The organism is Methylobacterium sp. CCH7-A2, assembly GCF_001557075.1.
Classification (GTDB): Bacteria; Pseudomonadota; Alphaproteobacteria; order Rhizobiales; family Beijerinckiaceae; genus Allobosea; species Allobosea massiliensis.
This window is the reverse complement of sequence record NZ_LSKN01000235.1, coordinates 81060-107987: the sequence shown is the minus strand read 5'-3', so window position 1 is coordinate 107987 and position 26928 is coordinate 81060. Positions and strand designations below refer to the sequence as shown.

29 protein-coding genes are annotated in these 26928 nt (G+C 68.2%); 8 read left to right on the top strand and 21 right to left on the bottom strand.

The features are described from left to right. Window positions 1–13: 13 nt before the first annotated feature. Entirely contained in the window at window positions 14–1270 is a 1257-nt protein-coding gene (locus AX750_RS17775) for a cyclopropane-fatty-acyl-phospholipid synthase family protein (protein ID WP_066725494.1), read from the bottom strand. Between the two features lie 228 nt (window positions 1271–1498). On the opposite strand from AX750_RS17775, the gene AX750_RS17770 reads away from it, so the two are divergent. Further along, window positions 1499–1912, top strand: a complete 414-nt coding sequence (locus AX750_RS17770) for a DUF2177 family protein (RefSeq protein ID WP_066725492.1) — start codon at window positions 1499–1501, stop codon at window positions 1910–1912. On the opposite strand, the gene AX750_RS17765 is transcribed toward AX750_RS17770, so the two are convergent. From AX750_RS17765 to AX750_RS17750, 4 genes are read right to left on the bottom strand one after another with little or no spacing between them, the layout of a single operon-like run. Beyond that, window positions 1909–2934, bottom strand: coding sequence for a cyclopropane-fatty-acyl-phospholipid synthase family protein (locus tag AX750_RS17765; protein ID WP_066725490.1), 1026 nt, complete (start codon window positions 2932–2934; stop codon window positions 1909–1911). The two genes, AX750_RS17770 and AX750_RS17765, sit on opposite strands and share 4 nt — an antisense overlap. A gap of 8 nt (window positions 2935–2942) precedes the next feature. After that, window positions 2943–3749, bottom strand: coding sequence for a DUF1295 domain-containing protein (locus tag AX750_RS17760; protein WP_066725488.1), 807 nt, complete (start codon window positions 3747–3749; stop codon window positions 2943–2945). Beyond that, entirely contained in the window at window positions 3746–4375 is a 630-nt protein-coding gene (locus tag AX750_RS17755; RefSeq protein WP_066725485.1) for a ChrR family anti-sigma-E factor, read from the bottom strand. Before AX750_RS17755 ends, AX750_RS17760 begins: the two co-directional genes overlap by 4 nt. Further along, on the bottom strand, window positions 4372–4914 hold the full coding sequence (locus tag AX750_RS17750; protein WP_066725482.1) for a sigma-70 family RNA polymerase sigma factor: 543 nt from the start codon (window positions 4912–4914) through the stop codon (window positions 4372–4374). Before AX750_RS17750 ends, AX750_RS17755 begins: the two co-directional genes overlap by 4 nt. Before the next feature lie 255 nt (window positions 4915–5169). On the opposite strand from AX750_RS17750, the gene AX750_RS17745 reads away from it, so the two are divergent. Continuing rightward, complete coding sequence (locus AX750_RS17745; protein ID WP_066725479.1) at window positions 5170–6522, top strand: NAD(P)/FAD-dependent oxidoreductase; 1353 nt, start codon at window positions 5170–5172, stop codon at window positions 6520–6522. Then, window positions 6519–7322 carry a DUF1365 family protein gene (locus AX750_RS17740; RefSeq protein ID WP_066725476.1) on the top strand — a complete coding sequence of 268 codons (804 nt, stop codon included), beginning with the start codon at window positions 6519–6521 and terminating at the stop codon, window positions 7320–7322. Before AX750_RS17745 ends, AX750_RS17740 begins: the two co-directional genes overlap by 4 nt. A 62-nt stretch (window positions 7323–7384) precedes the next feature. On the opposite strand, the gene AX750_RS17735 is transcribed toward AX750_RS17740, so the two are convergent. The 8 genes from AX750_RS17735 to pdxH form a co-directional block, all read right to left on the bottom strand. Then, a complete protein-coding gene (locus AX750_RS17735; protein WP_066725473.1) occupies window positions 7385–8257 on the bottom strand; it encodes a hypothetical protein in 873 nt (290 codons plus the stop codon). Window positions 8258–8451: 194 nt separating this feature from the next. After that, window positions 8452–8775: a hypothetical protein gene (locus AX750_RS17730; protein WP_066725470.1), complete on the bottom strand. Its 324-nt coding sequence runs from the start codon at window positions 8773–8775 to the stop codon at window positions 8452–8454. Window positions 8776–8806: 31 nt separating this feature from the next. Then, entirely contained in the window at window positions 8807–9103 is a 297-nt protein-coding gene (locus tag AX750_RS17725; RefSeq protein ID WP_066725468.1) for a GNAT family N-acetyltransferase, read from the bottom strand. Window positions 9104–9242: 139 nt separating this feature from the next. After that, window positions 9243–9512, bottom strand: a complete 270-nt coding sequence (locus tag AX750_RS17720) for a hypothetical protein (protein WP_066725466.1) — start codon at window positions 9510–9512, stop codon at window positions 9243–9245. A gap of 216 nt (window positions 9513–9728) precedes the next feature. Next, a complete protein-coding gene (locus AX750_RS17715) occupies window positions 9729–10154 on the bottom strand; it encodes a TIGR02301 family protein (RefSeq protein WP_066725464.1) in 426 nt (141 codons plus the stop codon). After that, complete coding sequence (locus AX750_RS17710; RefSeq protein WP_066725461.1) at window positions 10151–10630, bottom strand: NUDIX hydrolase; 480 nt, start codon at window positions 10628–10630, stop codon at window positions 10151–10153. Before AX750_RS17710 ends, AX750_RS17715 begins: the two co-directional genes overlap by 4 nt. A gap of 15 nt (window positions 10631–10645) precedes the next feature. Continuing rightward, complete coding sequence (locus AX750_RS17705) at window positions 10646–11368, bottom strand: SDR family oxidoreductase (RefSeq protein WP_082732862.1); 723 nt, start codon at window positions 11366–11368, stop codon at window positions 10646–10648. A 68-nt stretch (window positions 11369–11436) separates the two neighbouring features. After that, window positions 11437–12051 (bottom strand): pyridoxamine 5'-phosphate oxidase, encoded by a 615-nt coding sequence (gene pdxH, locus AX750_RS17700; protein ID WP_066725455.1) that lies wholly within the window; start codon window positions 12049–12051, stop codon window positions 11437–11439. A gap of 127 nt (window positions 12052–12178) precedes the next feature. Here pdxH and AX750_RS17695 point away from each other — a divergent pair, with 127 nt between their 5' ends. The 3 genes from AX750_RS17695 (at window position 12179) to fabI (ending at window position 14624) form a co-directional block, all read left to right on the top strand. After that, a complete protein-coding gene (locus tag AX750_RS17695; protein ID WP_082735483.1) occupies window positions 12179–12640 on the top strand; it encodes an RT0821/Lpp0805 family surface protein in 462 nt (153 codons plus the stop codon). 136 nt (window positions 12641–12776) lie between these two features. Continuing rightward, window positions 12777–13691 carry a J domain-containing protein gene (locus tag AX750_RS17690; RefSeq protein ID WP_066725452.1) on the top strand — a complete coding sequence of 305 codons (915 nt, stop codon included), beginning with the start codon at window positions 12777–12779 and terminating at the stop codon, window positions 13689–13691. Between the two features lie 90 nt (window positions 13692–13781). Then, entirely contained in the window at window positions 13782–14624 is an 843-nt protein-coding gene (fabI, locus tag AX750_RS17685; RefSeq protein ID WP_066725449.1) for an enoyl-ACP reductase FabI, read from the top strand. A 7-nt stretch (window positions 14625–14631) separates the two neighbouring features. On the opposite strand, the gene folK is transcribed toward fabI, so the two are convergent. From folK to folP, 3 genes are read right to left on the bottom strand one after another with little or no spacing between them, the layout of a single operon-like run. Beyond that, window positions 14632–15147, bottom strand: a complete 516-nt coding sequence (gene folK / locus AX750_RS17680; protein ID WP_066725447.1) for a 2-amino-4-hydroxy-6-hydroxymethyldihydropteridine diphosphokinase — start codon at window positions 15145–15147, stop codon at window positions 14632–14634. Continuing rightward, a complete protein-coding gene (gene folB, locus AX750_RS17675; RefSeq protein ID WP_066725445.1) occupies window positions 15137–15511 on the bottom strand; it encodes a dihydroneopterin aldolase in 375 nt (124 codons plus the stop codon). The genes folK and folB overlap by 11 nt, the downstream gene beginning before the upstream one ends. Next, window positions 15508–16353, bottom strand: coding sequence for a dihydropteroate synthase (folP, locus tag AX750_RS17670; RefSeq protein ID WP_066725443.1), 846 nt, complete (start codon window positions 16351–16353; stop codon window positions 15508–15510). The genes folB and folP overlap by 4 nt, the downstream gene beginning before the upstream one ends. Before the next feature lie 152 nt (window positions 16354–16505). Between folP and AX750_RS17665 the strand changes: the two genes are divergently transcribed. Next, window positions 16506–17102, top strand: coding sequence for a histidine phosphatase family protein (locus AX750_RS17665; protein ID WP_156446668.1), 597 nt, complete (start codon window positions 16506–16508; stop codon window positions 17100–17102). A gap of 6 nt (window positions 17103–17108) precedes the next feature. Here the strand turns inward: AX750_RS17665 and ribB are convergent, their stop codons facing one another. The 4 genes from ribB to AX750_RS17645 form a co-directional block, all read right to left on the bottom strand. Then, window positions 17109–18386 carry a 3,4-dihydroxy-2-butanone-4-phosphate synthase gene (ribB, locus tag AX750_RS17660; RefSeq protein ID WP_082735481.1) on the bottom strand — a complete coding sequence of 426 codons (1278 nt, stop codon included), beginning with the start codon at window positions 18384–18386 and terminating at the stop codon, window positions 17109–17111. Window positions 18387–18493: 107 nt separating this feature from the next. Then, on the bottom strand, window positions 18494–19612 hold the full coding sequence (gene aroC / locus AX750_RS17655) for a chorismate synthase (protein WP_066725441.1): 1119 nt from the start codon (window positions 19610–19612) through the stop codon (window positions 18494–18496). A 72-nt stretch (window positions 19613–19684) separates the two neighbouring features. Further along, on the bottom strand, window positions 19685–23707 hold the full coding sequence (locus AX750_RS17650; protein ID WP_066725438.1) for a Pls/PosA family non-ribosomal peptide synthetase: 4023 nt from the start codon (window positions 23705–23707) through the stop codon (window positions 19685–19687). Between the two features lie 240 nt (window positions 23708–23947). Beyond that, complete coding sequence (locus AX750_RS17645; protein WP_066725435.1) at window positions 23948–24877, bottom strand: histone deacetylase family protein; 930 nt, start codon at window positions 24875–24877, stop codon at window positions 23948–23950. Between the two features lie 225 nt (window positions 24878–25102). Between AX750_RS17645 and AX750_RS17640 the strand changes: the two genes are divergently transcribed. Further along, the gene (locus AX750_RS17640) at window positions 25103–25699 is read left to right on the top strand and encodes a L,D-transpeptidase (protein ID WP_066725432.1); all 597 of its coding nucleotides are present in this window, start codon (window positions 25103–25105) and stop codon (window positions 25697–25699) included. A gap of 24 nt (window positions 25700–25723) precedes the next feature. Here the strand turns inward: AX750_RS17640 and AX750_RS17635 are convergent, their stop codons facing one another. Continuing rightward, window positions 25724–26614, bottom strand: a complete 891-nt coding sequence (locus tag AX750_RS17635) for a metallophosphoesterase (RefSeq protein ID WP_066725429.1) — start codon at window positions 26612–26614, stop codon at window positions 25724–25726. Between the last annotated feature and the right edge of the window lie 314 nt (window positions 26615–26928).

The window sequence follows — 26928 nt, the reverse complement described above, 5'->3', positions numbered from 1 at the left end:
CCGTGCGAGTGGCTCAGGCGGGCGCCTTGGACTTACCCTCGCCCACTGTAATCGCAAACAGACCGACATCGGTGGCGGCGCTGCGGAAGCCGCCCTCGCAATAGCAGAGATAGAACTCCCAGAGCCGCCGGAAGGGCTCGTCGAAGCCGAGCGGGCGGATCGATTGCCACTGCACCAGGAAGCGTCGGCGCCATTCCTGCAGAGTCAGCGCATAGCTCTCGCCGAAACTGAACCGGTCGGCGAGCTTCAGCCCCGCCGCGTCGATCTGCTCGTTCATAGCGCTGTGCGAGGGCAGGAGCCCGCCGGGGAAGATATAGTGCTGGATGAAGTCAGCGCCGCTGGCATAGGAGGCGAAACGGCTGTCCTCGATCGTGATCGCCTGCAGCACGATGCGGCCATCGGGCTTGAGGCAGTTGCGCAGCGTCGCGAAATAGGCGGGCCAGAACTCGCGGCCGACGGCCTCGATCATCTCGATCGAGACGATCCGGTCGAACTGTCCGGTCACGTCGCGGTAGTCCTGCAGCCGCAGATCGACCCGGTCGGACAGTCCGGCATCGGCAATGCGCTGCTGCGCATAGGCCAGTTGCGAGGGCGAGAGCGTGATGCCCGTGACATGGCAGCCTTCGCGGGCCAGCCGTTCCGCCAGCGCGCCCCATCCGCAGCCGATCTCGAGCACGCGCTCGCCGCCCTTGAGCTGCAGCCGCTCGACGATCAGGTCGAGCTTGGCGACCTGGGCCTGCTCGAGCGTTTGGCCCGGCTGCGTATAGAGCGCCGAGGAATAGGTCATGCTCTCGTCGAGCCACTGCGCGTAGAAGGCATTGCCCAAGTCGTAATGGGCCGTGATGTTACGCTTGCTGCCGCGGCGGGTGTTGGCGCGCCCGAGATGCAGCATCCGCGTCAGCATGCGCGCCGGCCAGCTCCCGGAGATCATGGCGCGCAGCGTGTGGTCGTTCACGGCCGCCAGTTCGATCACGGCCGTCATGTCAGGGCTGCTGAAATCGCCGTCGCAATAGGCGCGGGCGAAGCCGATATCGCTCTGCAGCACGAGCCGGCGAATGGCCCGCCAGCGCTTGAGGACGATCATCGCGTCGGGGCCGGGCTCCGGCGCCTGCTGCACGAGCACGGCGCCATCCGGCGTCACCACCGTCAGTCGTCCCCGCGCCAGCCGCGCCATCAGCTTCGCCAGGAACGCCCGCGACAGCCCCAGACTCCAATCCGGGGCGAGCCGTGCCACGCGAACCAGATCCTGCTGCCGTGTTTCGTCTGTCATCGTCCGTATCCGACCGTTTCCGCTGGAACGCCGCCCCGGTCTCGACGTTGAGGCTGGGGCAGGCCGCCGCGCCTCATCTGTCCTGTCGAAGCGTGTCAGACTGCATACGCTGCAAGCGCGCAAACAGATTTGCAGCGCGAGCGGCCGTCCCAAGAAAGGCGATCCGCGCTTCCGCGGTCAACGTAACAGGGCCCATGCCCCGGAGAACAGGATGACCCGGAGAACAGAATGACCTTCCTCGCAGGCTACCTCATCTTCCTGGTCGTGTTCGGCGTGATCGACGTGATCTGGCTTTCGCTGATGGCGGGCGCGCTCTATCGCCCGACCTTGGGCGATGCCCTGCTCGAGCGGATCCGCTGGGCGCCGGCGCTGCTGTTCTATTTCGCCTTCCCGGCCGGGCTGATCCATTTCGCGCTGATGCCCGCCTTGGCGGGCGGCTCGCCGATGGCAGCCTTCGTCAACGGCGCGCTGCTCGGGCTGCTCGCTTACGGCACCTATGACCTGACCAACTATGCCACGTTGCGGCGCTGGACGCTGACGATCACCCTGGCCGACCTCGTCTATGGCAGCCTGGTGGCCGGCGTTTCGACGCTGGCGGCCTATGCGGGCGTGGTCGCGATGCGCGGCTGGGGCTGGCTTTAGGCTGGCTTCAGCCGGTAATGGCCGACGCCCCAGGACTCGCCGCCGGCATGGCCGAAGAGCCCGCTGGTGGCGAGGAAGAACAGCCGCCAGCGCCGGCGCCACAAACCCGCATCGGCGCCATAGACCTGCGACAGGATCGGGTCGATCACCGGCAGATTGCGGTCGAAATTGGCGAGCCAGTCTTCTGCGGTGCGCTTGTAATGCTCGCCGCTCCAGTGCCATTCCGATTCGACGTCGAACAGCTCCGGAAAGCAGTGCACCAGCCGCCGGCTCGGCATCAGCCCGCCGGTGAAGAAGTGCTGGGCGATCCAGTCCGACTTGTCCTCGACATCGAAGCGATAGCAGGCCGAGCGATGGGTGAAGACGTGCAGGAAGAGCCGTCCCTCGGGTTTCAGCCAGCCCCGCGCCCGCGACAGCAGCTCGGTCCAGTTCGCCATGTGCTCGAACATCTCGACCGAGACGATGCGGTCGAAGCCACCCTCGCTGGCAAAGGCGTTCATGTCGGCTGTGACGATCCGCAGATTCGACAGGCCCCGCGCCGCGATCTCGCCCTCGATAAAGGCACGCTGCGAGGCCGAGTTGGAAACAGCGGTGATCTGAGCGGACGGCAGCCGCTCCGCCATGAACAGCGACAGCGAGCCCCAGCCGCAACCGAGCTCGAGGATGCGCTGCCCGTCCCGGAGATCGGCATGCTCGAGGGTGAGTTCGAGCGCCCGAACCTCAGCCTCGTCCAGCGTCGTCTGCGGCGTGTCGTAGTAGCAGCAGGAGTATTTCCGCCTCGCTCCCAGCGCAGCCTGGAAGAAGGCCGCCGGCACCTCGTAATGCTGGCGGTTGGCGGCGTCCGCATGCTGCGCGATCGGGTACTGGCCCATCGACGCGACAAAGGAGGAGTCCGGCTCGGCCTCGCCCTGACGCAGCTTGCGATCGGTGCGACCGACGAGCGTGGCGATGCCGGCGCGGGTGACGACGTCGGGCAGCGGCAGGCGCTCGCCCCAATTGCCGAGATGGTCCAGAATCGTCATCGCAAACCTCAGCCGGTGGCGGGCGGCCAGGGCAGCAGCGCGCTGGTGCGCCGCTGATAGGCCCGGTAAGCGTCGCCATGCTTGGCGACCATGTGTTCCTCGAGCGGCGGAATGCCGGAGATGCGCGTCAGCAGGAGCGTCATGGCGATCGGCGCCAGCAGAGCGATGAAGCCGTAGCCATAGCCGGAGACCGCGATTGCGATCACCGGATAGGCGCTCCAAAGCACGCATTCGAAGAAGTAGTTGGGGTGGCGCGACCAGGCCCAAAGCCCCTGGTCGCAGACCTTGCCCTTGTTGGCAGGATCGCGGGCGAAAGCACGCAATTGCCGGTCGGCGATGGCGCCGCCACCGACACCGATGGCGAAGACCAGCACGCCGACGAAGTCCTGGAGACCCAGCGTGGAGGCGGGATTGTGCGCGGCCAGCACGATCGCCATCGCCAGCGGCGCGCTGGCGAGCGCCTGCAGCATCAGGAAGCGGAACATCTGGCGGTCCTTGTCGGCCCCCCAATCGCGCTTGAGCTTGGCGTAGCGCGGATCATCCGAGATGCCCCGCGTGCGCGAAGCGACATGGAGGCCCAGCCGCAGCGCCCACGCCGCCGCCAACCCAGCGACGAGAACACGACGCGACATCGGCCCGGCGCCGAAAGGCAACAGCGAGCCGACCATGCCGGCCGTCCCCAGCCCGAAGGTCCAGATCGAATCGATCCAGCCCGAATTGCCTGTGCGCCGCTCGACCAACCAGGCCCCCGTCATCGCGACGACCATGACGAGCGCGACGGTCGCCAGCGCCAGCAGGAAGGAGAGCGCGGTCACAGCCGCACCAGCGGTTGCAGCAGGCGGCCGAGCCAGCCCTCGAATTTCACCTCGCCCGTCAGCGCGACGATGCAGGTGCATCCTTCTACGGCATCGACACGCGGATGGTGCTCGTGGTTCTCGTTCGCCTCGTCGAAATCACCGCGGGCGAACCGGCCATATTCATGCTCATAGGCGCCCGAGAGGATCGTGGTCCACTCATGGCCCGTATGGCGATGCTCCGGCAGCCGCGTCCCGGGAGCGGCCCGCAGCATGAAGACACGCGACTCGGCGCCCGGAACCTTGACCCGCCGCAGCGAAACCCCGAGCCCGATCGGCTGCCAGCGGCCAAGCTCATAGGGCTGCAGCACGCGCGGCAATCCTGTCTCCACCGGCCGCAAAGCCGGAGGCTCGTCGTGGTCTTCGCGCTCGAGGCGTGCCAGCGCGTCCTCGGCCGAGGTCAGCATCGGAACCGCTTCGCCGGCCGCGAGTACACCACCGCCGACCGCCTCGATCTCGCGCAGGGCCCGCGCTGAGGCCGGATTCATTTCGACATGCGCCGCGACCACGAGCGACATGCCTTCGTCGAGCCGGCCTGCGGCGAAGCCGGCCAAGGTCTCGTCCGACGGGAGATGCCGGGCGTTCATCGCAGATCCTCCAGATGTCGGCGCAGATGCGCCATGGCCAGCCGCAGACGCGACTTCACCGTTCCGAGCGGGATAGAGAGCTTGTTGGCCACGTCCTGGTGGCTGAATCCCTCGAGAAAGGCGAGTTCAACGACCCGATATTGCTCTTTGGACAGTCCTTTGAGCGCGACGCGTACCCGAGCATCACGTTCCGAGCCGGACAGAACCTCGTCGGGCTGCTCCGGCCCGTCTTCCTCCTCCAGCAGGTCGAAGACCTGGGATTGGCGCGAACGCTTCTCCCGCCGCGCATGATCGATCCGGAGATTGCGCGCGATCGTCGCGATCCAGGTGCTGGCGCCGGCCTTGGCGGGGTCGAACAGGGCAGCCTTGCGCCACACTGTCATCAGCGTTTCCTGGGCCAGCTCCTCCGCCAGATCCGGCGGCGTGCCGCCGCGCATCAGCAGGCCTTTCACGCGAGGCGCGAAATGGTCGAACAAGCGCGCGAAGGCTTGGCGGTCGGCGGAAGACGCGATGGCCTGAACAAGGGCGTCTGCATCCATGGGGACGGTGATCGAACCTCTCCGCACCCCGGCCGTGACCGGGGATCGTGACTTCTGTCCTGTTGCGGGCGTTGCGAACATGGCCCCTTTACGCGGCCCGTCCGCATCTGGATCAGATCGCCAGCTGCGATAGCCGTCGCTCCGTGAGAAAGACGGCTCCGGACCGGCTACCACTCCCTGCCCCAACGATAAAGACTGAACCGATGGGGACAGCCGGTCGTAACCTTTCGCTCTGCCGCGACAAAAGGTCGGTTCATGCACGGCTCCTTCTCCCAGCCCCTCCGGATCGCCGTCATCGGCTCCGGGATCTCAGGGCTTTCCAGCGCCTGGCTGCTGTCGCAGCGACATGACGTCACGCTGTACGAAAGCGCGCCGCGGCTCGGCGGGCATGCCAACACGGTCGATGTCGTGCAGCACAGCGGCGCGGATGTGCCGGTCGACACCGGCTTCATCGTCTATAACGAGGCGACCTACCCCAATTTCACGGCGCTGATGGCCCATCTCGGCGTCGCGACCAAGCCGACGGAAATGTCCTTCGCCGTCTCGCTCGACGAGGGACGCCTGGAATACAGCGGCACCAGCCTCTCGGGCCTCTTCGCGCAGCGGCGCAATCTGCTCAGCCCGCGCTTCTGGTCGATGCTGAGCGATCTCCGCCGCTTCTATGCCCAGGCGACGCGGGACGCGCAGTCCTCGACGCTCGCTGGCCAGTCGCTGGGCGATTATCTCGACGCGGGCCGCTATGGCGAGGCGTTTCGGGAGGATCATCTCCTTCCGATGGCGGCCGCGATCTGGTCGGCCCCCTGCAACGAGATGCTGGAGTACCCCGCAGCCGCCTTCATCCGCTTCCATCACAACCACGGCCTGCTGAAGCTGACCAATCGCCCGGTCTGGCGCACGGTCGATCGCGGCAGCCGCTCCTATGTCGAGCGTCTGCGCGATGCGTTCCGCGGCGACATCGTACTGGGCAACGCCGTGCGACAGGTGACGCGTCTCGAGGACGCGGTCCGTGTCGAGACTGCGGATGGCGAGGCGCGCGGCTTCGATCATGTCGTGCTGGCGACCCATGCCGATCAGGCGTTGGCCCTGCTCGGCGATCCCTCGGCCGAAGAAACGAGGCTGCTGGGCGCCTTCCGCTACAGCCGCAACCGCGCGATCCTGCACAGCGACGCGATGCTGATGCCGCGCCGCCGCAGCGCCTGGGCGAGCTGGAACCATCTCGGCGAGCGCCGGGCGCCGGACGCGCCCTGCGCCGTGACCTACTGGATGAACCTGCTTCAGGGTCTCAAAACCGAGCAGCCTCTCTTCGTCACCCTCAACCCCCCCCGCGATCCGGCACCCGAGACCGTGCTGCGCGAGGAGATCTACGAGCATCCAATCTTCGACGGGCCGGCTCTGGCGGCCCAGGAGGAGCTCTGGTCGCTGCAGGGTGGACGCAACACCTGGTTCTGTGGCGCCCATTTCGGCGCTGGCTTCCACGAGGATGGCCTTCAGGCTGGCCTCGCGGTCGCGGAGGATCTCGGCGGCATGACGCGTCCCTGGACCGTGGCGGACGACTCCGGCAGGATCGTCCGCACGCCGGTGACGGCGGGGCTGGAACGCGCGGCATGACGACGGAGACCGCCTCGGCGCTGTATGTCGGCCGGGTGCGACATCTGCGGTTCCGGCCGCGCCGGCACAAGCTCGCCTATCGCGTCTTCTGGATGCTGCTCGATCTCGACGAGATCGACAGCCTTGCGCGACGGCTGCGCGTCTTTTCCCGTAACCGCTTCAATCTCTATGCATTCCGCGACGCCGATTACGGTGACCGCAGCGGCGCCCCTTTGCGCCCGCAGATCGAGGCGCTGCTGCGCGAGGCGGGGCTCGATCCCGATGGCGGGCCGATCCGGCTGCTCACCATGCCGCGCATCCTGGGCTACGCCTTCAACCCGCTCAGCACATGGTTCTGCCACAGCCGCGACGGCAGGCTGATGGCGATCGTCTACGAGGTGCACAACACCTTCGGCGAGACGCACAGCTACGTCTCCAGGGTGGTGGAGACGGATGGCCTTGTGGAACAGGAAGCGCCGAAGCGTTTCCATGTCTCGCCCTTTATGCACCTCGCCATGGACTACCGCTTCGCGGTGGTGCCACCGTCCGCCACCATGTCGGTCGCCATCGACGGCTCAGACGCCGAAGGGCGGCTGATCGCGGCGACGATGAGCGGCGAGCGGCAGCCACTATCCGACAGGGCCCTGCTCGGCCTTCTGGCGAGCCATCCCCTGCTGACGCTGAAGGTCACGCTCGCCATCCACTGGCATGCGCTCAGACTAGTGCTGAAGCGCATTCCGCTCGTCCGGCACTCGCCGCCTTTGCAGCCGAACGTGACGCTCGGCCACCCGCGGCCCGCTCGGGACGGCGGCCACCTCTGACGGCGAATAAGAAAAAGGGCGCCCGGAGGCGCCCTTTCGCGTGTGTCGACTGCAACTGCCGCTCAGCGACCGCCGAAGAGGTCGATCTCTTCGTCACGGTGACGACCGCCCAGCATCGCGGCGAGATAGGCCGCCGCAGCGCCGACCAGCAGCACGGCCGCCGTCAGGAAGGCGACGATGATGCCGGTGCGGCGGGCCTTCTCGGCCGCCTGCTTGGCGGTTTCCTTGGCCTGGTTGAGCCGCGCATAGGCGTCGTCGATGCGCTTCTCGGCCTCGGCCTGCGGAATGTTCATCCGCGTCGCCATCCTCGAGGCGATGTATTCGCGATCACCAGCCTCCAGGCTGCCATTCGCGAGGCTGCGGACCAGAATGCGCGAGGCCTCCTCGCGCTCGCCCTGCGTCGGTGGCGTCGCGCCGTTCGAGCGCATCACCGTATCGAGCGCCGAGGCCAGCGGATCGGCCTGCTGGCTGACGAGCGAGCTGGCGCCGCTGGCGAGCGAGGCCGCGCCCGAAGCCGCGGTCCGCGCTGCGCCCATCAGCGACGACGAGGTGATGAAGGCCACGAGCAACGCGCCAACGGCCCAGACGACGAGCCCATGCGCGCCGTCACGAACGCCGCGCTCGTGAGAGCTCGCATCGCCGAGCGGCTTGCGCATCCGGCCGGCCAGATAACCGCCGGCGCCGCTGGCGGAGACGGTGACCCAGAGCGCCCAGAGAGCGCCGGCAATGGCCAGCCCCATCACCCCCATCGAGCGCTCGGTCTCGGCCGAGACGAGCGACAGGCCGATCGCCGAGCCGAAAGCCGCCATGATCGTGGAGATCGCGGCGGACAGCACGGCGCCGCCGAGAATGGGGCTCCATTCGAGATAGGAACCGGCCGCGGTGTCGGAACCGGGCGGTGAAACGACGACGACGTCGGTAGAGCCAAGCGACATGGGAGACCTCACCGCAGTCCGAGGAAGGACAGGATCGCGAGCACGACCACGACGAGACCGACGAGATAGATGATACTGTTCATGACAGCCCCCATTGAGCAGGCGCGCAAACGCCGATGTCCGCTCAACGATGCGGCCGGACAGAAGTTCCGCTGGGGCGGCCGCAGCCGGCTCGCGCCGGCGCCGGTGCGACGTCAGTTCGGGCGGCGCGCTTGCCAGCGCTCGACCCGCTCGATGATCCACATCGCGAAGCGCGCCATCGGCCGTTGCAGAAAGGGAACGTCGGCTGCGATCAGCATCAGCCCGAGCGGCAGCATCCAGATGCCAAGCACGGGCAGGAAGGAGAAGACGCCACCGACGATCAGGACCAGCCCGGCGGGCAGCCGCGCCCAGCGCGACGCCGGGTGCCGCAGCCAGCGCAGGCCGGAGGCGAGACGCGCCGGCAAGATCCGCTCCAGCCGCTTGAAGGCGGCACGAAGCTCCTGCTGGGCACTATAGAAGGACCGCGTCTGACTCATGCTGGCTCTACGAGGTGGGGCGAGGCGAGGATCACTGCGCCAGCACTTCGGCGAATTCAGGGTGACGGCGCGCCCAGGCTGCGACGAAGGAGCAGGCCGGGACGATGCGGCGCCCGCTGTCACGGGCCGTTTCGAACAGGCCGCGGACCAGTTGCGAGCCGATGCCGCGGCCCTCATGGGCGGCTGGTACCTCGGTATGGGTGACAATAAGCCTGTCGCCGTCGCGCCGGAATGACGCGAAGGCCGTTCCGCCGGGAAAGCGCATCTCGAACCGGCCGGCGGCGGTGTTCTCGACGACGATCCCGGTCTGTTGGTCCTGCGCTGCCATAGCTGCTCCCGTCTCGACCCACAGCAATCCGGCGCGCGAGTCTCTGCACGGGATATGGGGCCGCGATCCGGGCCCGCAAGCCGAGACGATCCCGATGACACCCGCTGCGCGGCTCGAGGGCACGCTGCGGCGGCTGCGCTCAGTGGCGCGTGCCGTTGCTGAAAGCGCCGGTCCGGACCTTGTCGGCGAGCCCCTCGGCAAACACGGCCGTCGCCTCCTCGCCATAGGTCTCGACCAGGGTGCGGAAGGCAGCGAACAGTGCGGCATGAGCCAGCGCATCGCTGTCGAGCCCATCCTGCTGGGCCTCGGCGAAGGCGTCCTCGACATAGCCATAGGCGACGCGCCTTGCGTCATGCGCATCCTCGGCCGGAACCAGATCGAGCGGCAGATCGTCGGAGATGATGGACATGAAGGCGAGGACTCTACGGCTGGCTCGGCTCTGCGTCTTGTCGCGCGGCGCTGGTGTCGGTGTCGCAAATCGCGCCGGTTTCGGCCCGCTTCGCGGTGGATCGCGTCGACCATGACCATAGGGCGTGCCAGAGCGGCACGCTACTGCCCCCTTTCGAAAAGGTTAACGCCCGGAGCCAAATCGCGCGAAACGGCGCAGGTTCTCCGCGGCTGTCACCTATCCGCCATAGCGCCCGGCCAGCGCGCGCGCGAGCCGCTCGCCCTCGGCGGCGAGCCGCGTCGAGGCCTCCTGGCTGCCGGCCGTGCAGGAGCGATGTGTCAGCGAATAGGCGCGAAAGCCCCGGTTGTAGGCGCTCGTCAGCCTGTCCCGCCGCCCGGCGCTTCGTCCCTCCGCCTCGACCAGCGCCGCCATCCGTTCGCGCCAGCCCTGCGCCTCGGGCGCCGCGCAGAGCGTCCGCAGATAGGCGAGCGACCCCATGATCTCGGCGAGCTTGAGCAGTTGCGGCTCATAAGGCGGCGGAGGTGGCTCAGGCGGCGGCTCGGCCGGCTTGGCCGCGGCCGGCGCGCGCGGCTGCTGCGCGAACGCCGTCTGGGGGGCCACGCCGATCAGCAATGCGAGCAGCCACAGTCCCGGCCCCCTCATGCGGGCGCGTCTCCCAGCAGAATCCGCTGTGCCCTGCGCACCACGTCGGCGAGCTCTCGCGTCGTGGCGAGGCCGCCGAGGCGAAGCGGATCCGCCCACATCACGGCGCCCGCCTCCGGCCCGGGGCTCGGCTCCCCCGACAGCCATTCACCGACGAAGGACGCCACGACAAAATGATGCGTGACCGCGCCGCTCTCATCCCGCCCAAAAATCTCGACATGGCGGTTGAAGCCGAGGATGCGGGCGCTGACGCCGACCTCCTCCTCCAGTTCGCGCAGGGCGGCCGCCTCGAGCGTCTCGCCCGCCTCGACCTTGCCGCCGGGCAGCGACCAGAGCCGGTCGGCGGGCGGCTTGGTCCGCGTGGCGAGCAGCACCTTGCCGTCTTTGAAAACCGCAACGGAGGCCGCCAGCACGGGACGCGCCGGCGCCTTTCCTGGAACCGGAAAGCGAATGACCTGCGCGCCGTCGCCGCTCATCTCAGCCCGCCCGGGTCATACGTGCTGGCCGCCATTGATGTGCAGCTCCGCCCCGGTCACATAGCTCGACGCATCGGTGCAGAGGAAATAGATCGCGCGGGCGACCTCCTCCGTGCGCCCCAGCCGCCCGAGCGGCAGCGTCGCGACGATCTTCTCGGTGCCGGGCGAGAGGATCGCCGTATCGATCTCGCCGGGCGAGATCGAGTTCACGCGGATACCGAGCGGCCCGAAATCCGACGCCATTTCGCGCGTCAAGCTGGCGAGCGCCGCCTTCGAGGTCGCGTAGGCGGCTCCGGCGAAGGGATGGACGCGCGAGCCGGCGATCGAAGTGACGTTGACGATCGTCCCCTTCGCCGCGGTCAGCTCGTCGAGCAGGCCGCGCGCCAGCATGATCGGCGCGAAGAAATTGACCTGGAAGACCTTGTGCCAGTCGTTGAACGAGGTCGTCGCCGCCCCGAGCCGCGCCCCTTTCGGCCCCTTGGGCGAGATGCCCGCATTGTTCACCAGCGCGTTGAGCTTGCCGCCCTCCGCCGCCAGCCGCCGCTTGATCTCGGCGATGCCGCGCATCGTGTCCTCGGGATCGCCCAGATCGATCTGGATGTGATCGTCCGCCCCCGACGGCCAGGGGCATTTGTCGGAGAAGGCCTGGCGCGAGCAGGACAGGATGCGCCAGCCCGCCATGGCGAATTGCATCACCGTCGCATGGCCGATGCCGCGGCTGGCCCCGGTCAGCAGCATCACCGGCCTCTGGCCCGGCTCGGTCTTGGGAAAGTCGAATTTGGGCATCGCCATGGGGCTATCGATCCTCAGGGGTAAAGCCGCTCGCGCGACCAGGGCTGGTCGACCGCGGTACGGCGAAAGACGACGCGGTCATGGAGCCGGAAGGCGCCGTCCCGCCAGAATTCGAGATAGACAGGGCTGACGCGGAAGCCGGTCCAGTGCGGCGGACGCGGGATGGTGCCCACGCCGAACTTCGCCGCCTGCAGGGCGACCGCCTTCTCCAGCGCGAAGCGGCTTTCCAGCGGGCGCGACTGCTGCGAGGCCCAGGCGCCGATCCGGCTGTCGCGCGGACGCGAGGCGAAATAGGCGTCCGCCATCTCGTCGCTGACCAGCGAGACGGCGCCGCGGATGCGCACCTGCCGGCGCAGGCTCTTCCAGTGGAACAGCAGCGCCGCCTTGGGCTGGGCGAGCAGTTCCGTGCCCTTCTGGCTCTGGGTGTTGGTGTAGAAGACGAAATCCTCGCCGTCCCGCCCGTTCAGCAGGACCATGCGGCTGTTCGGCAGACCGTCCGCATCGACCGTCGAGAGCGCCATCGCGTTGGGATCGTTCGGCTCGCTCTTCTTCGCCTCCTCGAACCAGCTCTGGAACAGGGCGAAGGGGTCCTGTTCCTGGGTGAAGTCACCGCTCGTTAACTGTTCCACGTGTCTAATCCTCGACGAATGAAGCACTGCGTTTGGGCGAGCGCGAGCGGTGAAACCGGACCGATCCGAGCGACTATATAGGACAGGGCGCGGGCCGTCCCAAAGCCATGCGCGGCGCAGCGGCGCCATGCGTAGGCTCGCCCTGGCTGGCGCTGTGCTGTCGGGGTTCGCCGTCGCCGGCTGCTCGGTCTCCTTCCCCATCCTCGGCCTTTCCAGCAAGGCCGAGGACGAGATCGCCACGACCTCCTCGATCCTGCCGTCGCGCGGCACCAGCAAGCCCGGCCCCCTCGCCTCGCTCTCCTCCGAACTCGGCCCGGAGGACCTTCGCCGCGCCGAGGGCGCTATGGCCGTGGCGCTGGACCCGCAGGGCAACGGCGCCGCCGTCTCCTGGGACAACCCGCAGAGCGGCGTGAAGGGCTCCTTCATCCCGGTCGGCGGCCCCTTCCTCCGGGCCGACGAGATCTGCCGCGCCTTCATCGCCAATGTTCAGACGCAGACGCAGCCGAAGCGCCTGCAGGGCACGGCCTGCCGGCCCTCAGGCGGCGAATGGGCCGTCCGCGACATCGGCCCCTGGAAGGGCACCGGCTGAGCCGCATTCTCTTGTTGAACGTGTCGGCCCGGCTGTTGCGCTCAGGCCACACCATTCCCAGATAAGGCTGCGAGATCAGGATACCCGCCGGCCCGCCTCCGGCGCGGCGGTCAGCAGTACCACATGGGGTTCAGGAATGCGCGACCCGTACCAGATTCTGGGCGTCGCCCGCTCGGCCAGCGAGGCCGACATCAAGAAAGCCTATCGCCGGCGCGCCAAGGATCTCCATCCCGACCGCAACCAGGATGATCCGAAGGCGCAGGACCGTTTCGCGGAGCTCAACGGCGCCTATGAGATCCTCGGCGACGAGGCCAAGCGCAAGCAGTTCGACCGCGGCGAGATCGACGGCGAGGGCAAGCCGAAGTTCTCCGGCTTCGAGGGCATGGGTGCCGGCCGTGGTGGCCGCGCCGGCGGCTTCGAGTTCAATTTCGGCCAGGGCGGCCACCCCTTCGGCACCGGCGGCGGCGCGGGCGCCGGTTTCGACCCGTCTGACATCTTCGGCTCGCTGTTCGGCGATGCGGCGCGACGCGCCGGCAAGGCCCGGCCCGAGGCCCAGAAGCCGCCGGAGCAGAGCTTCACCCTCGAGGTGACGCTGGCCCAGGCCGTCGCGGGCGCGACGCGGCGGGTACGGCTGCCGGGCGGCCGCGAGGTCGAGGTCACGATCCCCGAAGGTGTCGCCGACGGCAAGGTCATGCGGTTGCGGGGCCTCGGCCAGACCGACCCGTTCTCGGGCCAGACCGGCGACGTGCTGATGACCATCAAGGTCAAGCCCGATCCGCGCTTCACCGTGGACGGCGACGACCTGCGCACCCGCGTGCCGGTGTCGCTGGCGCGCGCCGTGCTGGGCGGCCCCGTTCATGTCCCGACGCTGACCGGCGCGGTCGAGATGACGATCCCGCCGCTGACGGGCACAACGCGCTCCTTCCGCCTGCGCGGCAAGGGCATCAAGGGCGAAGGCGAGAAGCCCGGCGATCTCTTCGTCTCGATCGATATCGAGATGCCGGAACACGATGCCGAGTTGACCGCACTGATGAAGGCGCGGGCGGAGTAAGGCTTCGTGCCGCGCGGGGCAAATCCGGTTTCCACTTGTCGCGCCATGCTCTAAGAAGCGCCCTCGTCTTTTCCAGTTCGCGGGTCCCCCATGCCTGAATCAAACGCTCTCGCCCGGCCGACGGCCAATCTCCTCAAGGGCAAGCGCGGCCTCGTCATGGGTGTCGCCAACAACCGCTCGATCGCCTGGGGCATTGCCAAGGCGGCGGCTGACGCGGGTGCCGAGCTCGCCTTCACCTATCAGGGCGACGCCCTGAAGAAGCGCGTCGAGCCGCTCGCCAAGGAGTTGGGCGGCCATGTCGTCGGCCATTGCGACGTCACTGATTCCGCCTCGATCGACGCCGTCTTCGCCGAGGTCGAGAAGCTCTGGGGCAAGCTCGACTTCGTCGTCCACTGCATCGCCTTCTCCGACAAGGACGAGCTGACCGGGCGCTATGTCGAGACGACCGAAGCGAACTTCACCAAGTCGCTGCTGATCTCCTGCTACTCCTTCACCGCCGTCACCCAGCGCGCCGAGAAGCTGATGACCGATGGCGGCTCCCTGCTGACGCTGACCTATTACGGCGCCGAGAAGTGGATGCCGCATTACAACGTCATGGGCGTGGCGAAGGCTGCGCTGGAGTCGAGCGTACAGTATCTCGCCGCCGATCTCGGCCCCTCCAAGATCCGCGTCAACGCGATCTCGGCCGGGCCGATCAAGACGCTCGCCGCCTCCGGCATCGGCGACTTCCGCTACATCCTGCGCTGGAACGAGTACAACTCGCCGCTGCGCCGGACCGTGACGATCGAGGAGGTCGGCGAGACCGCCGTGTTCCTCGTTTCCGACATGTCGCGCGGCATCACCGGCGAGATCCTGCATGTCGACGCCGGCTACCATGTCGTCGGCATGAAGGTGCCGGAGGCGCCCGACATCACGCTCGAAAAGGGCGTCTGATGTAAAGCTAGACCGTCTGCACGCCCTGCAGCCGCTCCGTCGCGGCCGGGTCCCGGCGGATGGTCTCGTCCATGACCGCTTCGAGCAGGTCCGCGACCGATCGTCCCCCGATCATCATCCCCGGCGCGATCTCCGCCAGCGGCGCCAGCACGAAGGCCCGCTCCGCGATCCGCGGATGCGGCACCTGCAGTCCCGGCTCGTCGATCGTCTCTCCGCCATAGGTCAGGATGTCGATGTCGAGCGTGCGCGGCCCCCAGCGTTCGCGCCGCTCACGGCCGCCCTCGCGCTCGAGCGACAGGCAGAGGTCGAGCAGCGCGCGGGCCGACAGTGTGGTCTCGACCAGAACCGCCATGTTCAGGAATTCCGGCTGGTCGAGCTTGCCCCAGGGCGCGGTGCGATAGACGCTCGACGGGCTGACCCGCGAGACCGCCTCATGCGCCTCGAGCCGCCGCAGCACCGTGGCGAAAGCCACGACGGGATCGCCCAGATTGCCGCCGAGGCCGAGCGCGGCCTCAACCCTCACGCGGAAAACTCAGCTTGATGCCGACGCTCGCCAGCGTCGCATGGATCGGCGGGGTCGGCTTGCGCAGCGTGACCTCGACGCGGGTGACGGGCGGAAATCGCTCCAGGACCGCCTCGGCCACGGCCCGCGCCGCCGCCTCCAGCAGGTTGAAGCGGCGCGTGGTGAAGACCTCCGTTACGACACCGACGACCGTGCCGTAGTTCACCGTGTCGGCCAGCGCGTCGCTGACGGAGGACGGCCGCAGATCGGTGTCCAGCGCGAGATCGAGCACGAAACGCTGCCCGAGCCGCTCCTCCTCGGAAAAGAAGCCGTGATAGGCGTAGATATCGAGCTTCTCGATCAGGATGACGCCGGTTTCGCTCACGCGCTTGGCTCCGAAGGCAGGGACAGGGCGCGCCAGACCTTGAAGGCCTGGGCGTGGGCGGCGACGTCGTGGACGCGGAGGATGGCCGCTCCCTGCGTCGCGCCGAAGAGATGCGCGGCGACGCTACCGGCGACGCGCTCGGCGGGAACACTCTGGCCGGTCACGACGCCGATCACCGATTTGCGCGAGGCCCCGAGCAGGATCGGGCATCCCAGGCTCTCGAGCTTCGCCAGTTCGCGGATCAGCCGCAGCGACTGCTCCGGCGTCTTGCCGAACAGCCCGATGCCGGGGTCGACCACGATCTGCCCGCGTGGAACGCCCGCCTCCAGCGCGATGCCGATCGAGCGTTCGAGGAAGCGCAGCACGTCTGACAGGATGTCGAGCGCCGGGTCGGTCGTCTCGCGGTTGTGCATCAGGATGATCGGCGCGCCGTGGCGGGCCGCGACACCGGCGATGGCGGGGTCGCGCTGCGCGCCCCACACATCGTTGACGATCGAGGCCCCCGCCTTCAGCGCGGCGTCCGCGACCTCGGCCTTCCAGGTGTCGATCGACAGCGGCGTGCCGACCCGCTCGCGCAATCCGGCGATGACCGGCAGCACGCGTCCGAGCTCCGTGGCTGCGTCGAGCGGCGCATGGCCGGGCCGGGTCGATTCCCCGCCGACATCGACGATGTCCGCGCCCTCCTCCGCCAGCCTCTCACCATGCGCGATCGCCTGCCCGGCATTCTGCAGCATCCCGCCATCAGAGAAGGAATCGGGCGTGATGTTGACGATCCCCATCAGCAGGGGACGGTCGTCCAGGGCGAGCCTGCGACCATCGGGCAATGTCAGGGCCGGCGGCATGAAGCGGGGTCCGAAAGAAGCGGAGGCCCGCCTATAGACCGGCGGCTGCGACAGGCCAAACGAAACGCTCGCCCGCCGCCATGGCTGCGACGCATGGCCCCGCGCCCGGCAGATGCTTTGACCTCGCGCCCGGCCCGGTGCAGAAGCCCGGCATGGTCCCGATCACGCTCCCGCACCGGCTCATCCTCATCCGCCACGGCGAGACCGACTGGAATCGCGAAGGCCGTCTCCAGGGCGGCCAGGACATTCCGCTGAACGATCTCGGCCGGCGTCAGGCGGCGGAAGCGGCCGAGCGCCTGCGGGCGCTGGCTCCCGGCTTTGCTGCGCTCGACTATATCGGCTCGCCGATGAAGCGGGCGCGCGAGACGATGGACATCCTGCGCGCCACGCTCGGGCTGGAGGCCGGCGCCTACCGCACCGACGACCGGCTCAAGGAACTCACCTTCGGCAGCTGGGAAGGCTACACCTGGCGCGACATCCGCAAGGCCGAGCGCGAGCAGGCGCAATTGCGCGAGCGCGACAAATGGAGCTTCGTCCCGCCGGGCGGCGAAAGCTACGCCATGCTCGCCGAACGCATCCGGCCGGTGCTGGAAGCCCTGCCCGGCGAGACCGTGGTGGTGAGCCATGGCGGCGTCGCCCGCGCCGTGCTCGCCCTCGTCGGGGCCGTGCCGCCGGCCAAGGCCTCGATGGTCGAGATTTGGCAGGGCAAGATCCTGGTCGTTACCGGCAACCGCGCCGACTGGCTCTGACGTCCCTCACGCCAGCGGGCGTGTCTCCACGATCTCGATGCCGAAGCCGCTGAGCCCGACGAAGGAGCGCGGCGACGAGGCGAGGTTCACGATCGAGCGCACGCCGAGATCGCGCAGGATCTGCGCGCCGAGGCCGACCTCGCGCCATTGCTGGGAGCGCTGCGCATCCGCGCCCTCCTCGACCGGCTTGATCGGCACGCCGGCCGAGCCATCGCGGAGATAGACCAGCACGCCGCGCCCGTCCTGCTCGAACGCCAGCAGCGCGCACTGGATCGCACTCGCTCCGCCGATGACATCGGCCACGACATCGGCGCGGTGCAGCCGCGAGGGAATCCGCTCGCCTTCGCCGATCTTGCCCATGACGAAGGCGAAATGCTGCGTGTCGTCGAAGGGCGTCACATAGACATGGCCGGTCATCTCGCCGAAGGCGCTCTTGACCGGAAAAGAATGCACGCGCTCGACCAGCTTCTCGCGCGACTGGCGATAGGCGATGAGATCGGCCACCGTGATCTGCTTCAGGCCGTGCTTCTCGGCGAAGGCGGCGATCTGCGGCCCCTTCATCACCGTGCCGTCGTCATTGGCGAGCTCGCAGATCACCCCGACCGGCGGCAGGTCGGCCAGTTTGCAGAGGTCCACCGCGGCCTCGGTATGGCCCGAGCGCATCAGCACCCCGCCCTCCTTCGCGATCAGCGGGAAGACATGGCCCGGCCGCACGAAATCGCCCGCGCCCATATTGCCGTTCGCCAGCGCCCGCACCGTGTTGCAGCGCTGCTCGGCCGAGATGCCCGTCGTCAGCCCGTGCTTGACGTCGACCGTGACGGTAAAGGCCGTGCCCAGGGGCGCGTCGTTCGAGGACACCATCGGGTCGAGCCGCAGGCGCCGGGCTTCGGAGGCTGTGAGCGGCGCGCAGACGATGCCGCAGGTGTTGCGGATGATGAAGGCCATCTTCTCCGGCGTGCAGAGCGAGGCGGCGACGATCAGGTCGCCCTCGTTCTCGCGATCGTCGTCATCGGTGACGATGACGATCTCGCCGCGGGCGAAGGCCTCGATGGTGGCGGTGACGTTGTTGGGCATGGCGGCCTCGCGTGGCCTGACCAGGCCGAGGAAATCATTGGGGGTGACGGCGCCGCCCGTCGCGGCGGCGATGCGCTCGGCGCTTTCGCGCGAGATCCAGGCGCTCTGGTCGTTGCAGAGGGCCGTCACGCTGGCCGGCGACAGGCCGACCAGCCGCGCGAAGGCGCTGCGGCCGATCTTGTTCTGCGTGAGCCAAGCGTCGAGCTTCATCCCCGCAAACTAAGGCAACCGCCCTTCATCCGCAATGAAGCAAGCGCGCAATTTCAGTATGACTGAAATGCAAAGGCGCCATCATCGGCGAGGTACGCGGGTTGGCCTCACTCCTGGAACGGCCACCGCGGCTCGACCACGCCGACCTGCGCCCGGTGCCGCAGGAAATGATCGGCCAGGACGCAGGCGACCATGGCCTCGCCCACCGGCACCGCGCGGATGCCGACGCAAGGGTCATGGCGGCCCTTGGTGAACATCTCGGCCTCGCCGCCGCTGCGCGTCACGGTCGCCCGCGTCGCCAGGATGGACGAGGTCGGCTTCACCGCGAAGCGCGCCACGATCGGCTGCCCGGTCGAGATGCCGCCGAGGATGCCGCCGGCATGGTTGGAGAGGAACAGCGGCCGCCCGTCATTGCCGGCGCGCATCTCGTCGGCGTTCTCCTCGCCGGAAAGTGCGGCCGCGTCGAAACCGTCGCCGATCTCGACTCCCTTGACGGCGTTGATGCTCATCAGCGCGGCCGCGATCTCGGCGTCGAGCTTGCCATAGATCGGCGCGCCCAGCCCCACCGGCACGCCCTCCGCCACGATCTCGAGCACCGCCCCGGTCGAGGAGCCGGACTTCCGGACGCCGTCGAGATAGCCCTCGAAGAAAGCGGCGGCCTTCGCGTCCGGGCAGAAGAAGGGATTGCGGCCGACCTCCTCCCAGTCCCAGTTGGCGCGGTCGATCTTGTGCGGCCCCATCTGGACCAGCGCCCCGCGGACGACGAGCCCCGGCACGACCTTGCGCGCGATCGCGCCCGCCGCCACCCGCATCGCCGTCTCGCGCGCCGAGGACCGCCCGCCGCCGCGATAGTCGCGGATGCCGTATTTCACGTCATAGGTGAAATCGGCATGCCCCGGGCGGTACTTGTCCTTGATCTCGGAATAATCCTTCGAGCGCTGGTCGACATTGTCGATCATCAGCCCGATCGGGGTGCCGGTCGTGACCTGCACGCCGTCGCTCTCGCGCGCGAAGACGCCCGAGACGATGCGGACCTGATCGGGCTCCTGCCGCTGCGTGGTGAAGCGCGACTGGCCGGGCCTGCGCCGGTCGAGATCGCCCTGGATGTCGGCCTCGGTCAGCGGGATCAGCGGCGGGCAGCCATCGACCACGCAGCCGATGGCCGGCCCATGGCTCTCGCCGAATGTCGTGACGCGGAAGAGATGGCCGAACGAGTTGTGGGACATGGAAACCTGCACAGAAATCCGTGCAGGCTCATAGTCCCGGGCAGGACTGGCGGTCAAACACCACGCTGTCGCTCAATGCCCCGCAGACACCGCCGCCGGCACCGCCGGCGCTCCCTCCCAGCGCGTGTGCGCCGGCAGGTTCTCGCCCTTCATGATGACGGTCAGCAGCCCGACCTGCGCATAATCGCCGACATGGGTGTCGTAGAGCACCGTCGCGCCGGCCCCGACGCAGACGCCCTTTCCGAGCTTCACCCGGCCGACCTTCATTACCCGGTCCTCGTAGAGATGGGTCTGCAGGGCGGAATGCGCGTTGATCGTGCAATAGTCCCCGACATTGATGCAGTCGAACTCGGTGATGTCTGTCGAGTCGAGCCAGACGCCCTTGCCGTACTTCGCGCCGAACAGCTTCAGGAACCACGGCAGGAAGGGCGTGCCGCGCAGATGGTCGAACAGCACCTTGCCGCCGAGCCCCCAGTACAGCACGGCCACCGCCTCGGTCCGCATCGCCCACCAGGACCACATCGGCTTCATCACCGGCTTGTAGACGCCCATCATCAGCCACTTCATCGTGGCGCAGATGACCGCCTGCGTGATCGCGATCAGCACCGCGACGCCCATGAAGGCGAGCACCAGCCCACCCCAGTCCTGCTCGTTGATGCGCTGCTGCAGCACGAGATCGACCGCGATGGTTCCGAAGGTGATGAACAGCATCGCCGGGAAGGAGGTGTGCAGGGCCTCGAAGGTGCCGCGCGCCACCTGCTTGCGCAGCGAGGGCTTGTAGGTCCAGTCCGCCCCGAGATCGACCTTCTGCCGCGTCGGCAGCCGGATGGCCGGTGAACCGAACCAGGTGTCGCCGGGCTGCATCCGGTCATTGGCCGGCGGCTTCGACTTGATGCCGATCAGCACGCGATCCGGGATGACCGCGCCCGGCGGCACCACGGCGTCGTTGCCTACGAAGACCTGCTCGCCGGTGCGCGTCATGTCGAGCCGCATATAGCCGCGGCGCATGTCTTCGTCCCCGAAGACGACCTCGTCGGCGATGAAGTTTCCGGCACCGATGGCGGTCAGGTCGAAGCGCCCCGAGAGATTGGTCGAGATTTCGGCGCCGGAGCCGATGCGGGCGCCCATCAGCCGATACCAGGCGCGCATATAGATGGTCGCGAACAGCGAAGAGAGCGTCTCGAGCGTTACCTCCGTCGCCAGCGAGACGGTCCATTTCCGGGCATAGAAGCCGGAATGGATCGAATAAGAGCCCGAGGTCACCCGCGGCAGGATCGCCCAGCGCAGCCCGGCCATCAGGAAGACGGTGAAGGAGATCAGCCCAATCGCGGTCGGCCAGGTCAGCAGCGGCAGATACCAGAGATAGCTGATCTCCGACCAGGACGAGATCCAGTCGTCGATCTGGTCGAACAGCCAGAAGGCCGGGAAGATCGGCAGCAAGCTGATCGGCGGCACGACGACGAGCATCAGCACGCAGAAGGCGGTCATCGCCGCGCGGCGGCCGGGCCCGGCCTCGGCCTGCGGCGGCAGCGCCGCGAGATCGACCGTCCCGGTCTTGCGGGCGGGCGAGCCGTCCCAGATCTCGGCTTCGGCGATCTGCGCCCGCGGCGGGATCGCGGTCAAATCGCCGATCTCGACATGGTCGCCGATCACGCAATCATGACCGAAAACGACGGAGGCGCCGGCGCAGACATCGCGGCCGATGGTAATCCGTCCGATGATCAGCTTGTCGCCGATCGCCTCGCCATTGGCGAAGGTCGTCTTGGAGCCGAACGTGGTCCCGTCGCCGATCTCGATCAGGTCGATGGCGCCGGCCTCGTAATCGGAGATGATGACGTCGCGCCCGACCTTGGCGCCCAGCAAACGCCAGTAGACCCGCATTACCGGAGAGCCCTGCAGCCACTTGATGTGGACGAGCCCGGCGACGCGCGCCGCGAACCACCAGCGGAAGTAATAGACGCCCCAGAGCGGATAGACCCCGGGCTTGGTCCGCCCCAGCACGATCCATTTCAGCGCGATCGCGATGAGGCCCGTGACGACCGTGATGGCGACATAGACGCCGAGCAGCGCGAAGATCTGGCCGACCAGCGGCAGATCCTCGCCGGAAAGCAGCATGTAGGTGACGAAGATGCCGAGCCATTGCGCCGTCGAGAGGCCGATGATCACCGGCAGCGCCACGGCCTGCGCCAGTCCGCACAGGAAGCGGCGCAGGAAGGGCGGCGGCGTGAAGGAGAGGTCCTGCGCCTCGGCGATGCCGCGCCCGTCGAGCAACGCCGCCATGCCGCGCAGGGTGCGCGCGCCATAGACGTCCTGCAGCGTGATGCCGGCATAGGCCGGGTTCTCGCGGACGATCGAGATGAAGCGCGCCGCCAGCAGCGAATGCCCGCCGAGATCGACGAAGAAATCGGCCTCCAGCGGCAGGCTTGATGCCCCCAGCACGCGCTTGGCGGCGTCGAGGAGCGCCGCTTCCGTGGCGTTGCGCGGCGGCTCCTGCTCGCCTTGCGCGCTCGGCGCCGTCAGCGGGGCGGCCTTCAGCATCCGCCGGTCGACCTTGCCGGAGACCATGCGCGGCAGCGAGCCCACCGCCTCGAAATGCGCCGGCACCATATAGGGCGGCAGCTTTTCGCGCAGCGCCGCGCGCAGCACCGCGCCGTCGACCGCGACGCCGGGCTCGGCCACGACGAAAGCGACGAGGCGCTCGATCTCGTCATCGGTCCGCATCACCACGGCGGCCTGGTGCACGCCGGGCTCGTCGGCGAGCTTGGATTCGATCTCGCCGAGCTCGACACGGAAACCGCGGATCTTGATCTGGTCGTCGATGCGCCCGTGGAAGACGATGTTGCCGGCCTCGTCGAGGCTGACCGCGTCGCCCGAACGATAGAGCACCGGATCATCGGGGCCGAAGGGCTGCCCGAACGGGTTGGGGATGAACTTCTCGGCGGTGAGCTCGGGGCGGCCGTGATAGCCCTGCGCCACGCCCGGCCCGCCGATCAGCAGCTCGCCCTGTTCGCCGGGGCCGACCAGCGCCATCGCCTCGTTGACGACATAGGCGGTGTAGTTGGGAATGGGCCGGCCGATGGTCACCGTCTCGCCCGGATGGACCTCGGCCGCAGTGGCGACAACCGTCGCCTCGGTCGGGCCATAGGTGTTCAGGATGCGCCGGCCAGGTTTCGACCATTTCTGCACCGTTGCCGGCGGCAGCGCCTCGCCGCCGAGCAGGATCAGCTTCAGCGAGGGCACGTCGGCGGGCAGGATGCCGAGCAGCGTCGGCACGGTGTCGATGACCGTGACGCCGGCCTGGGTCAGGATCGCCGGCAGCTTCTCGGCATCGCCCATCATCTCCGGCGAGGCAACAAAGAGCGTCGCGCCCGCGAGATAGGGCGTCCAGATTTCTTCCATCGAGAGGTCGAAGGCGACCGAGGCGCCCTGGAACACGACGTCGTCCGGGCCGATTCCGTAGAGCGCGTTCCCCGACCGCAGGAAATGGCAGATGTTGCGGTGGCTGATGACGATCGCCTTCGGCGTACCCGTCGAGCCGGAGGTGTAGATCAGATAAGCGGGATGCTCGCGCGTCAGCCCGGTGGCACGGGCGGGCATCGCATGCCCGTCATCGCCCTCCGCGAGCCCATCCGGCGTCCAGACGATGCGCTCGGTCGAGGCGGCGCGACCGATCCAGGCCGGGCATGTGACGATGCCCTTGGCCTGCGCATCGGCCAGGCAGACGGCGATGCGCTCGACCGGCGCCTCGGCATCGAAAGGGATCCAGGCCGCGCCGGCGCGCGTGATCGCGATCTGCGCGACCAGCAGATCGATGCCCCGCGGCATCCAAAGACCGACGAGATCGCCCGGTCCGACGCCCTGCAGCGCGAGCCCGCGCGCCTGCCGGCCAGCCAGCGCCCAGATCTCGTCATAGCTCAGGCGGCGGCTGCCATCGACCAGCGCGGGATGCGCTCCCCGGTCCGCGACGGTGGCGGCTAGGATTTCGCCCAGGACCTCGTCGCGCAACAGTTCGGGGCGCTTGTCGCCCGCCATCATGGCGACGGGGGTCGGGCTCGCCTGGTCTGCCGTTCCCGGCAGCATGGTCATGTCGTTCATTGCGCCCCGCTGCGCGCAGCCGACCGGTTTCGCGAAGCGCGGCGCCCTCGCCCGCATCCCGATCCGACGCCGCTGTCACGCACCTCTTGCCTGCTGGAAAACGCACGATCCCGCGCCTTTTCCGATCGCTTCCCCCGGCCGGGCGAGTGCCGCAACGCGGCCTCGCTCTAGCACGCTTCTCCTGCCCACGCACCTCTGAACCCATGATGAACACCACGCATGGGCCGATGCGACGCTGCGTCATCCACGCATCAGCGCCATCACATGTGCCGCCGCCGAACGCGACAGACCTTCGAGGTCGTAGCCGCCTTCCAGCACGGAAACGATGCGCCCGCCGCACTGACGATCCGCGATCTCCATCAGCCTCTGCGTCGCCCAGGCGAAATCGGGCTCCTTCAGATTCAGGTTGGCGAGCGGATCGCGCCAATGTGCATCGAATCCCGCCGAAATAATGATCAGATCCGGCGAAAATCCGGCGATGCGCGGCAGCAGGACGCTCTCCATCGCCTCCCGGAAGGCGTCGGAGCCATCCCCGGCGCTGAGAGGCGCGTTGACGATGGTGTCGTGGGCGCCGCGCTCGGACGCCGCGCCCGTGCCCGGATAGAGCGGCATCTCATGGCTGGACGCGTAGAGCACGCTGGCATCGTCCCAGAAGATCTCCTGGGTCCCGTTGCCGTGATGGACGTCCCAATCGATGATCGCCACCCGTTCCGCCCCATGGCGCCGCTGGGCATGACGGGCCGCGATCGCCGCCTGGTTGAAGAAGCAGAACCCCATCGCCTTGACGCTCTCGGCATGGTGGCCGGGCGGCCGCGTGGCGCTGAAAGCGTTGGCGACGCGGCCGGTCATCACCTCGTCCACCGCCTGCACCGCGCCGCCGACGCCGTGCAGCACGGCTTCGAGCGTGCCGGGGGACATCGTCGTGTCGGCATCGAAGGGGACGAGCCCCTGCGCGGGCGAGGCCGCCAGCACCGCCTCGACGAAGTCGTGCGGATGGCAAAGGCCGACCTGCTCCAGCGTGCCCCGCGGCGCCGCCTCGCGAATCAGCGGCGCGAAACGCTCGGTCTCCAGCGCCGCTTCGACGGCCCGAAGCCTGTCGGGACGCTCGGGATGGCCGAGCGGGGTCTCATGCGCAAGGCTGGAGGGGTGCGTCAGCAGGAGTGTCGTCACAGGCGGGGCCCCTCGGGACGGTTAGAGACAGAAAACGTGGCAAGATGGCCACGGTGCAGTGCGAAACGCGTGATTCGGCGCGCCCCAGCGGAACCCAAATTGCGCCGTGTCCGTTTGCGCCCTAGACCATCCGCCAGCGCGCAAAGTCGAGCTGAAGCCGACGGATACGAAGCGTTAACCCTGAATTCATCATAAAGATCGCCTTCGGGCCGTCTGGTGGACGTCATGAAACAGACCGCGATCCTTGCCTTGGCGCTCTCGACCCTGCTGGGAGCCTGCCAGTACAAGAGCGTCAACGCGCCGGCCCTGTCTCAGAGGGATGCCGAGTACATCGCCCTGGTGCCGAAGTTCGAGCACCATCTCACCCATCTGCCCTACGAGATCGCCGACCCGACGGACCAGCCACCCGGCACCATCGTCGTCGATACGCGGGAGAAGTATCTCTATTACGTGCTGCCGAACAAGAAGGCGATCCGCTACGGCGTCGCCACCGGCGACGAGGCCTTCGGCTGGACCGGCGAGGCGGTCGTCCAGCGCAAGGCGGAATGGCCGCGCTGGACCCCGCCGGCCGAAATGATCGCGCGCTGGCCGCATCTGGCGCCGCGCGCCGGCGGCATGGAGGGCGGACCCGACAATCCGCTCGGTGCCCGCGCCCTCTATCTCTACCAGAACGGCCGCGACACGCTCTATCGCATCCACGGCACCAACGAACCCGAGACGATCGGCCGCTCGGCCTCCTCCGGCTGCATCCGAATGCGCAACATCGACGTGATCGACCTGTTCAACCGCGTGCCCAACGGCACGAAGGTGATCGTGACCTGATCCGAGCGGGACGCCGTCCGGCGCTCAGCCCAGTTCGATCAGCACGATCTCGGGCGGAATGCCGAAGCGGATCGGCAGCTGGCTGGTGCCGATGCCTCCCGAGACGACGAGATCGCGCCCCGCCTCGCGGACATGGCCATAGGCGTAACGATTGCCATAGCGCGACGGCACGATCGGCGCCCAGCCCAGAAACCGCACCTGCCCGCCATGAGTGTGGCCCGAGAGCGTCAGCGTCACCCGGTCGGGCATGCGGGCGAAGACGTCGGGCTCGTGGGCCATCATGATCACCGGCGCCTCGTCATCGGTGATCTGCGCCATCGTTCCTGCGAGGTCGTCGATACCGCGCGGACGGCGCCCTCTCGACAGGAAGGCGATCTGGTCGCCGAGCCCGGCCAGCCAGAGCGGCCCGCCTGCCGTGTCGAGCCTGACGGCCTTGTTCTCCAGAACCGGGATCCCGACGCGCTCCAGCGCGAGACCGACCTGCGTCGGTCCCTGTCGCAGCTGCTGTGTCGGCTCGTCATGCCACCAGTCGTGATTGCCCAGCACGGCGAAGACGCCGTCCCGCGCCTGAAGCCGGGCGAGTTCGGTTGCCAGATCCGCGAGGCTGGGATCGGAGGCGATACGTGCTCGGCTGGCGACGAAATCGCCGAGCAGCAGCGTCAGATCGGGCGCCAGCGCATTGGTCGCAGCGACGAGTTCGGACACCCGCGAGAGCGGCACGTGCAGCGATCCGACATGCAGATCGGACAGGATCGCCAACCTCAGGCGCCGTCCCTCCGGCCAGCCGCGCGGGGTGAGCCGGTAGCGGGTCACGTTCTGCCGCCCCGGCTCCCAGACCGCCGCATAGGCGCCCGGCCCCGCCATGGCCAAAAAAAGACCGGCGAGAGTCCGAAGAACTCTGCGCCGGTCAAGCATGGAGGGTCTCGAAGGGGTCTAGGAAGTCAGTCGTCGAATCCGTTGCGGAGGACACCGGCAAGCCGGGATGGTGCATCCTTCGCACGGTGATCCAACGCAGCCGGGGCGCGTCTTGTTCCAGCGGCCAATGCAGGCAGCGCGATGGGCTTGAACCAGGATGCGTAGGCCTCCCTGGCGTGGGCATCGTGGAAACTCGCATGGGCGGGGATCGCGCGGCGGGGTTGAGACGGGGTCGTCATGGGTTCCGACTGGGTTGGTTTCCGTGGCAGCGACGGGACCGTCGCCGCAGCGAAACTTGCCCAACGATCGGGACG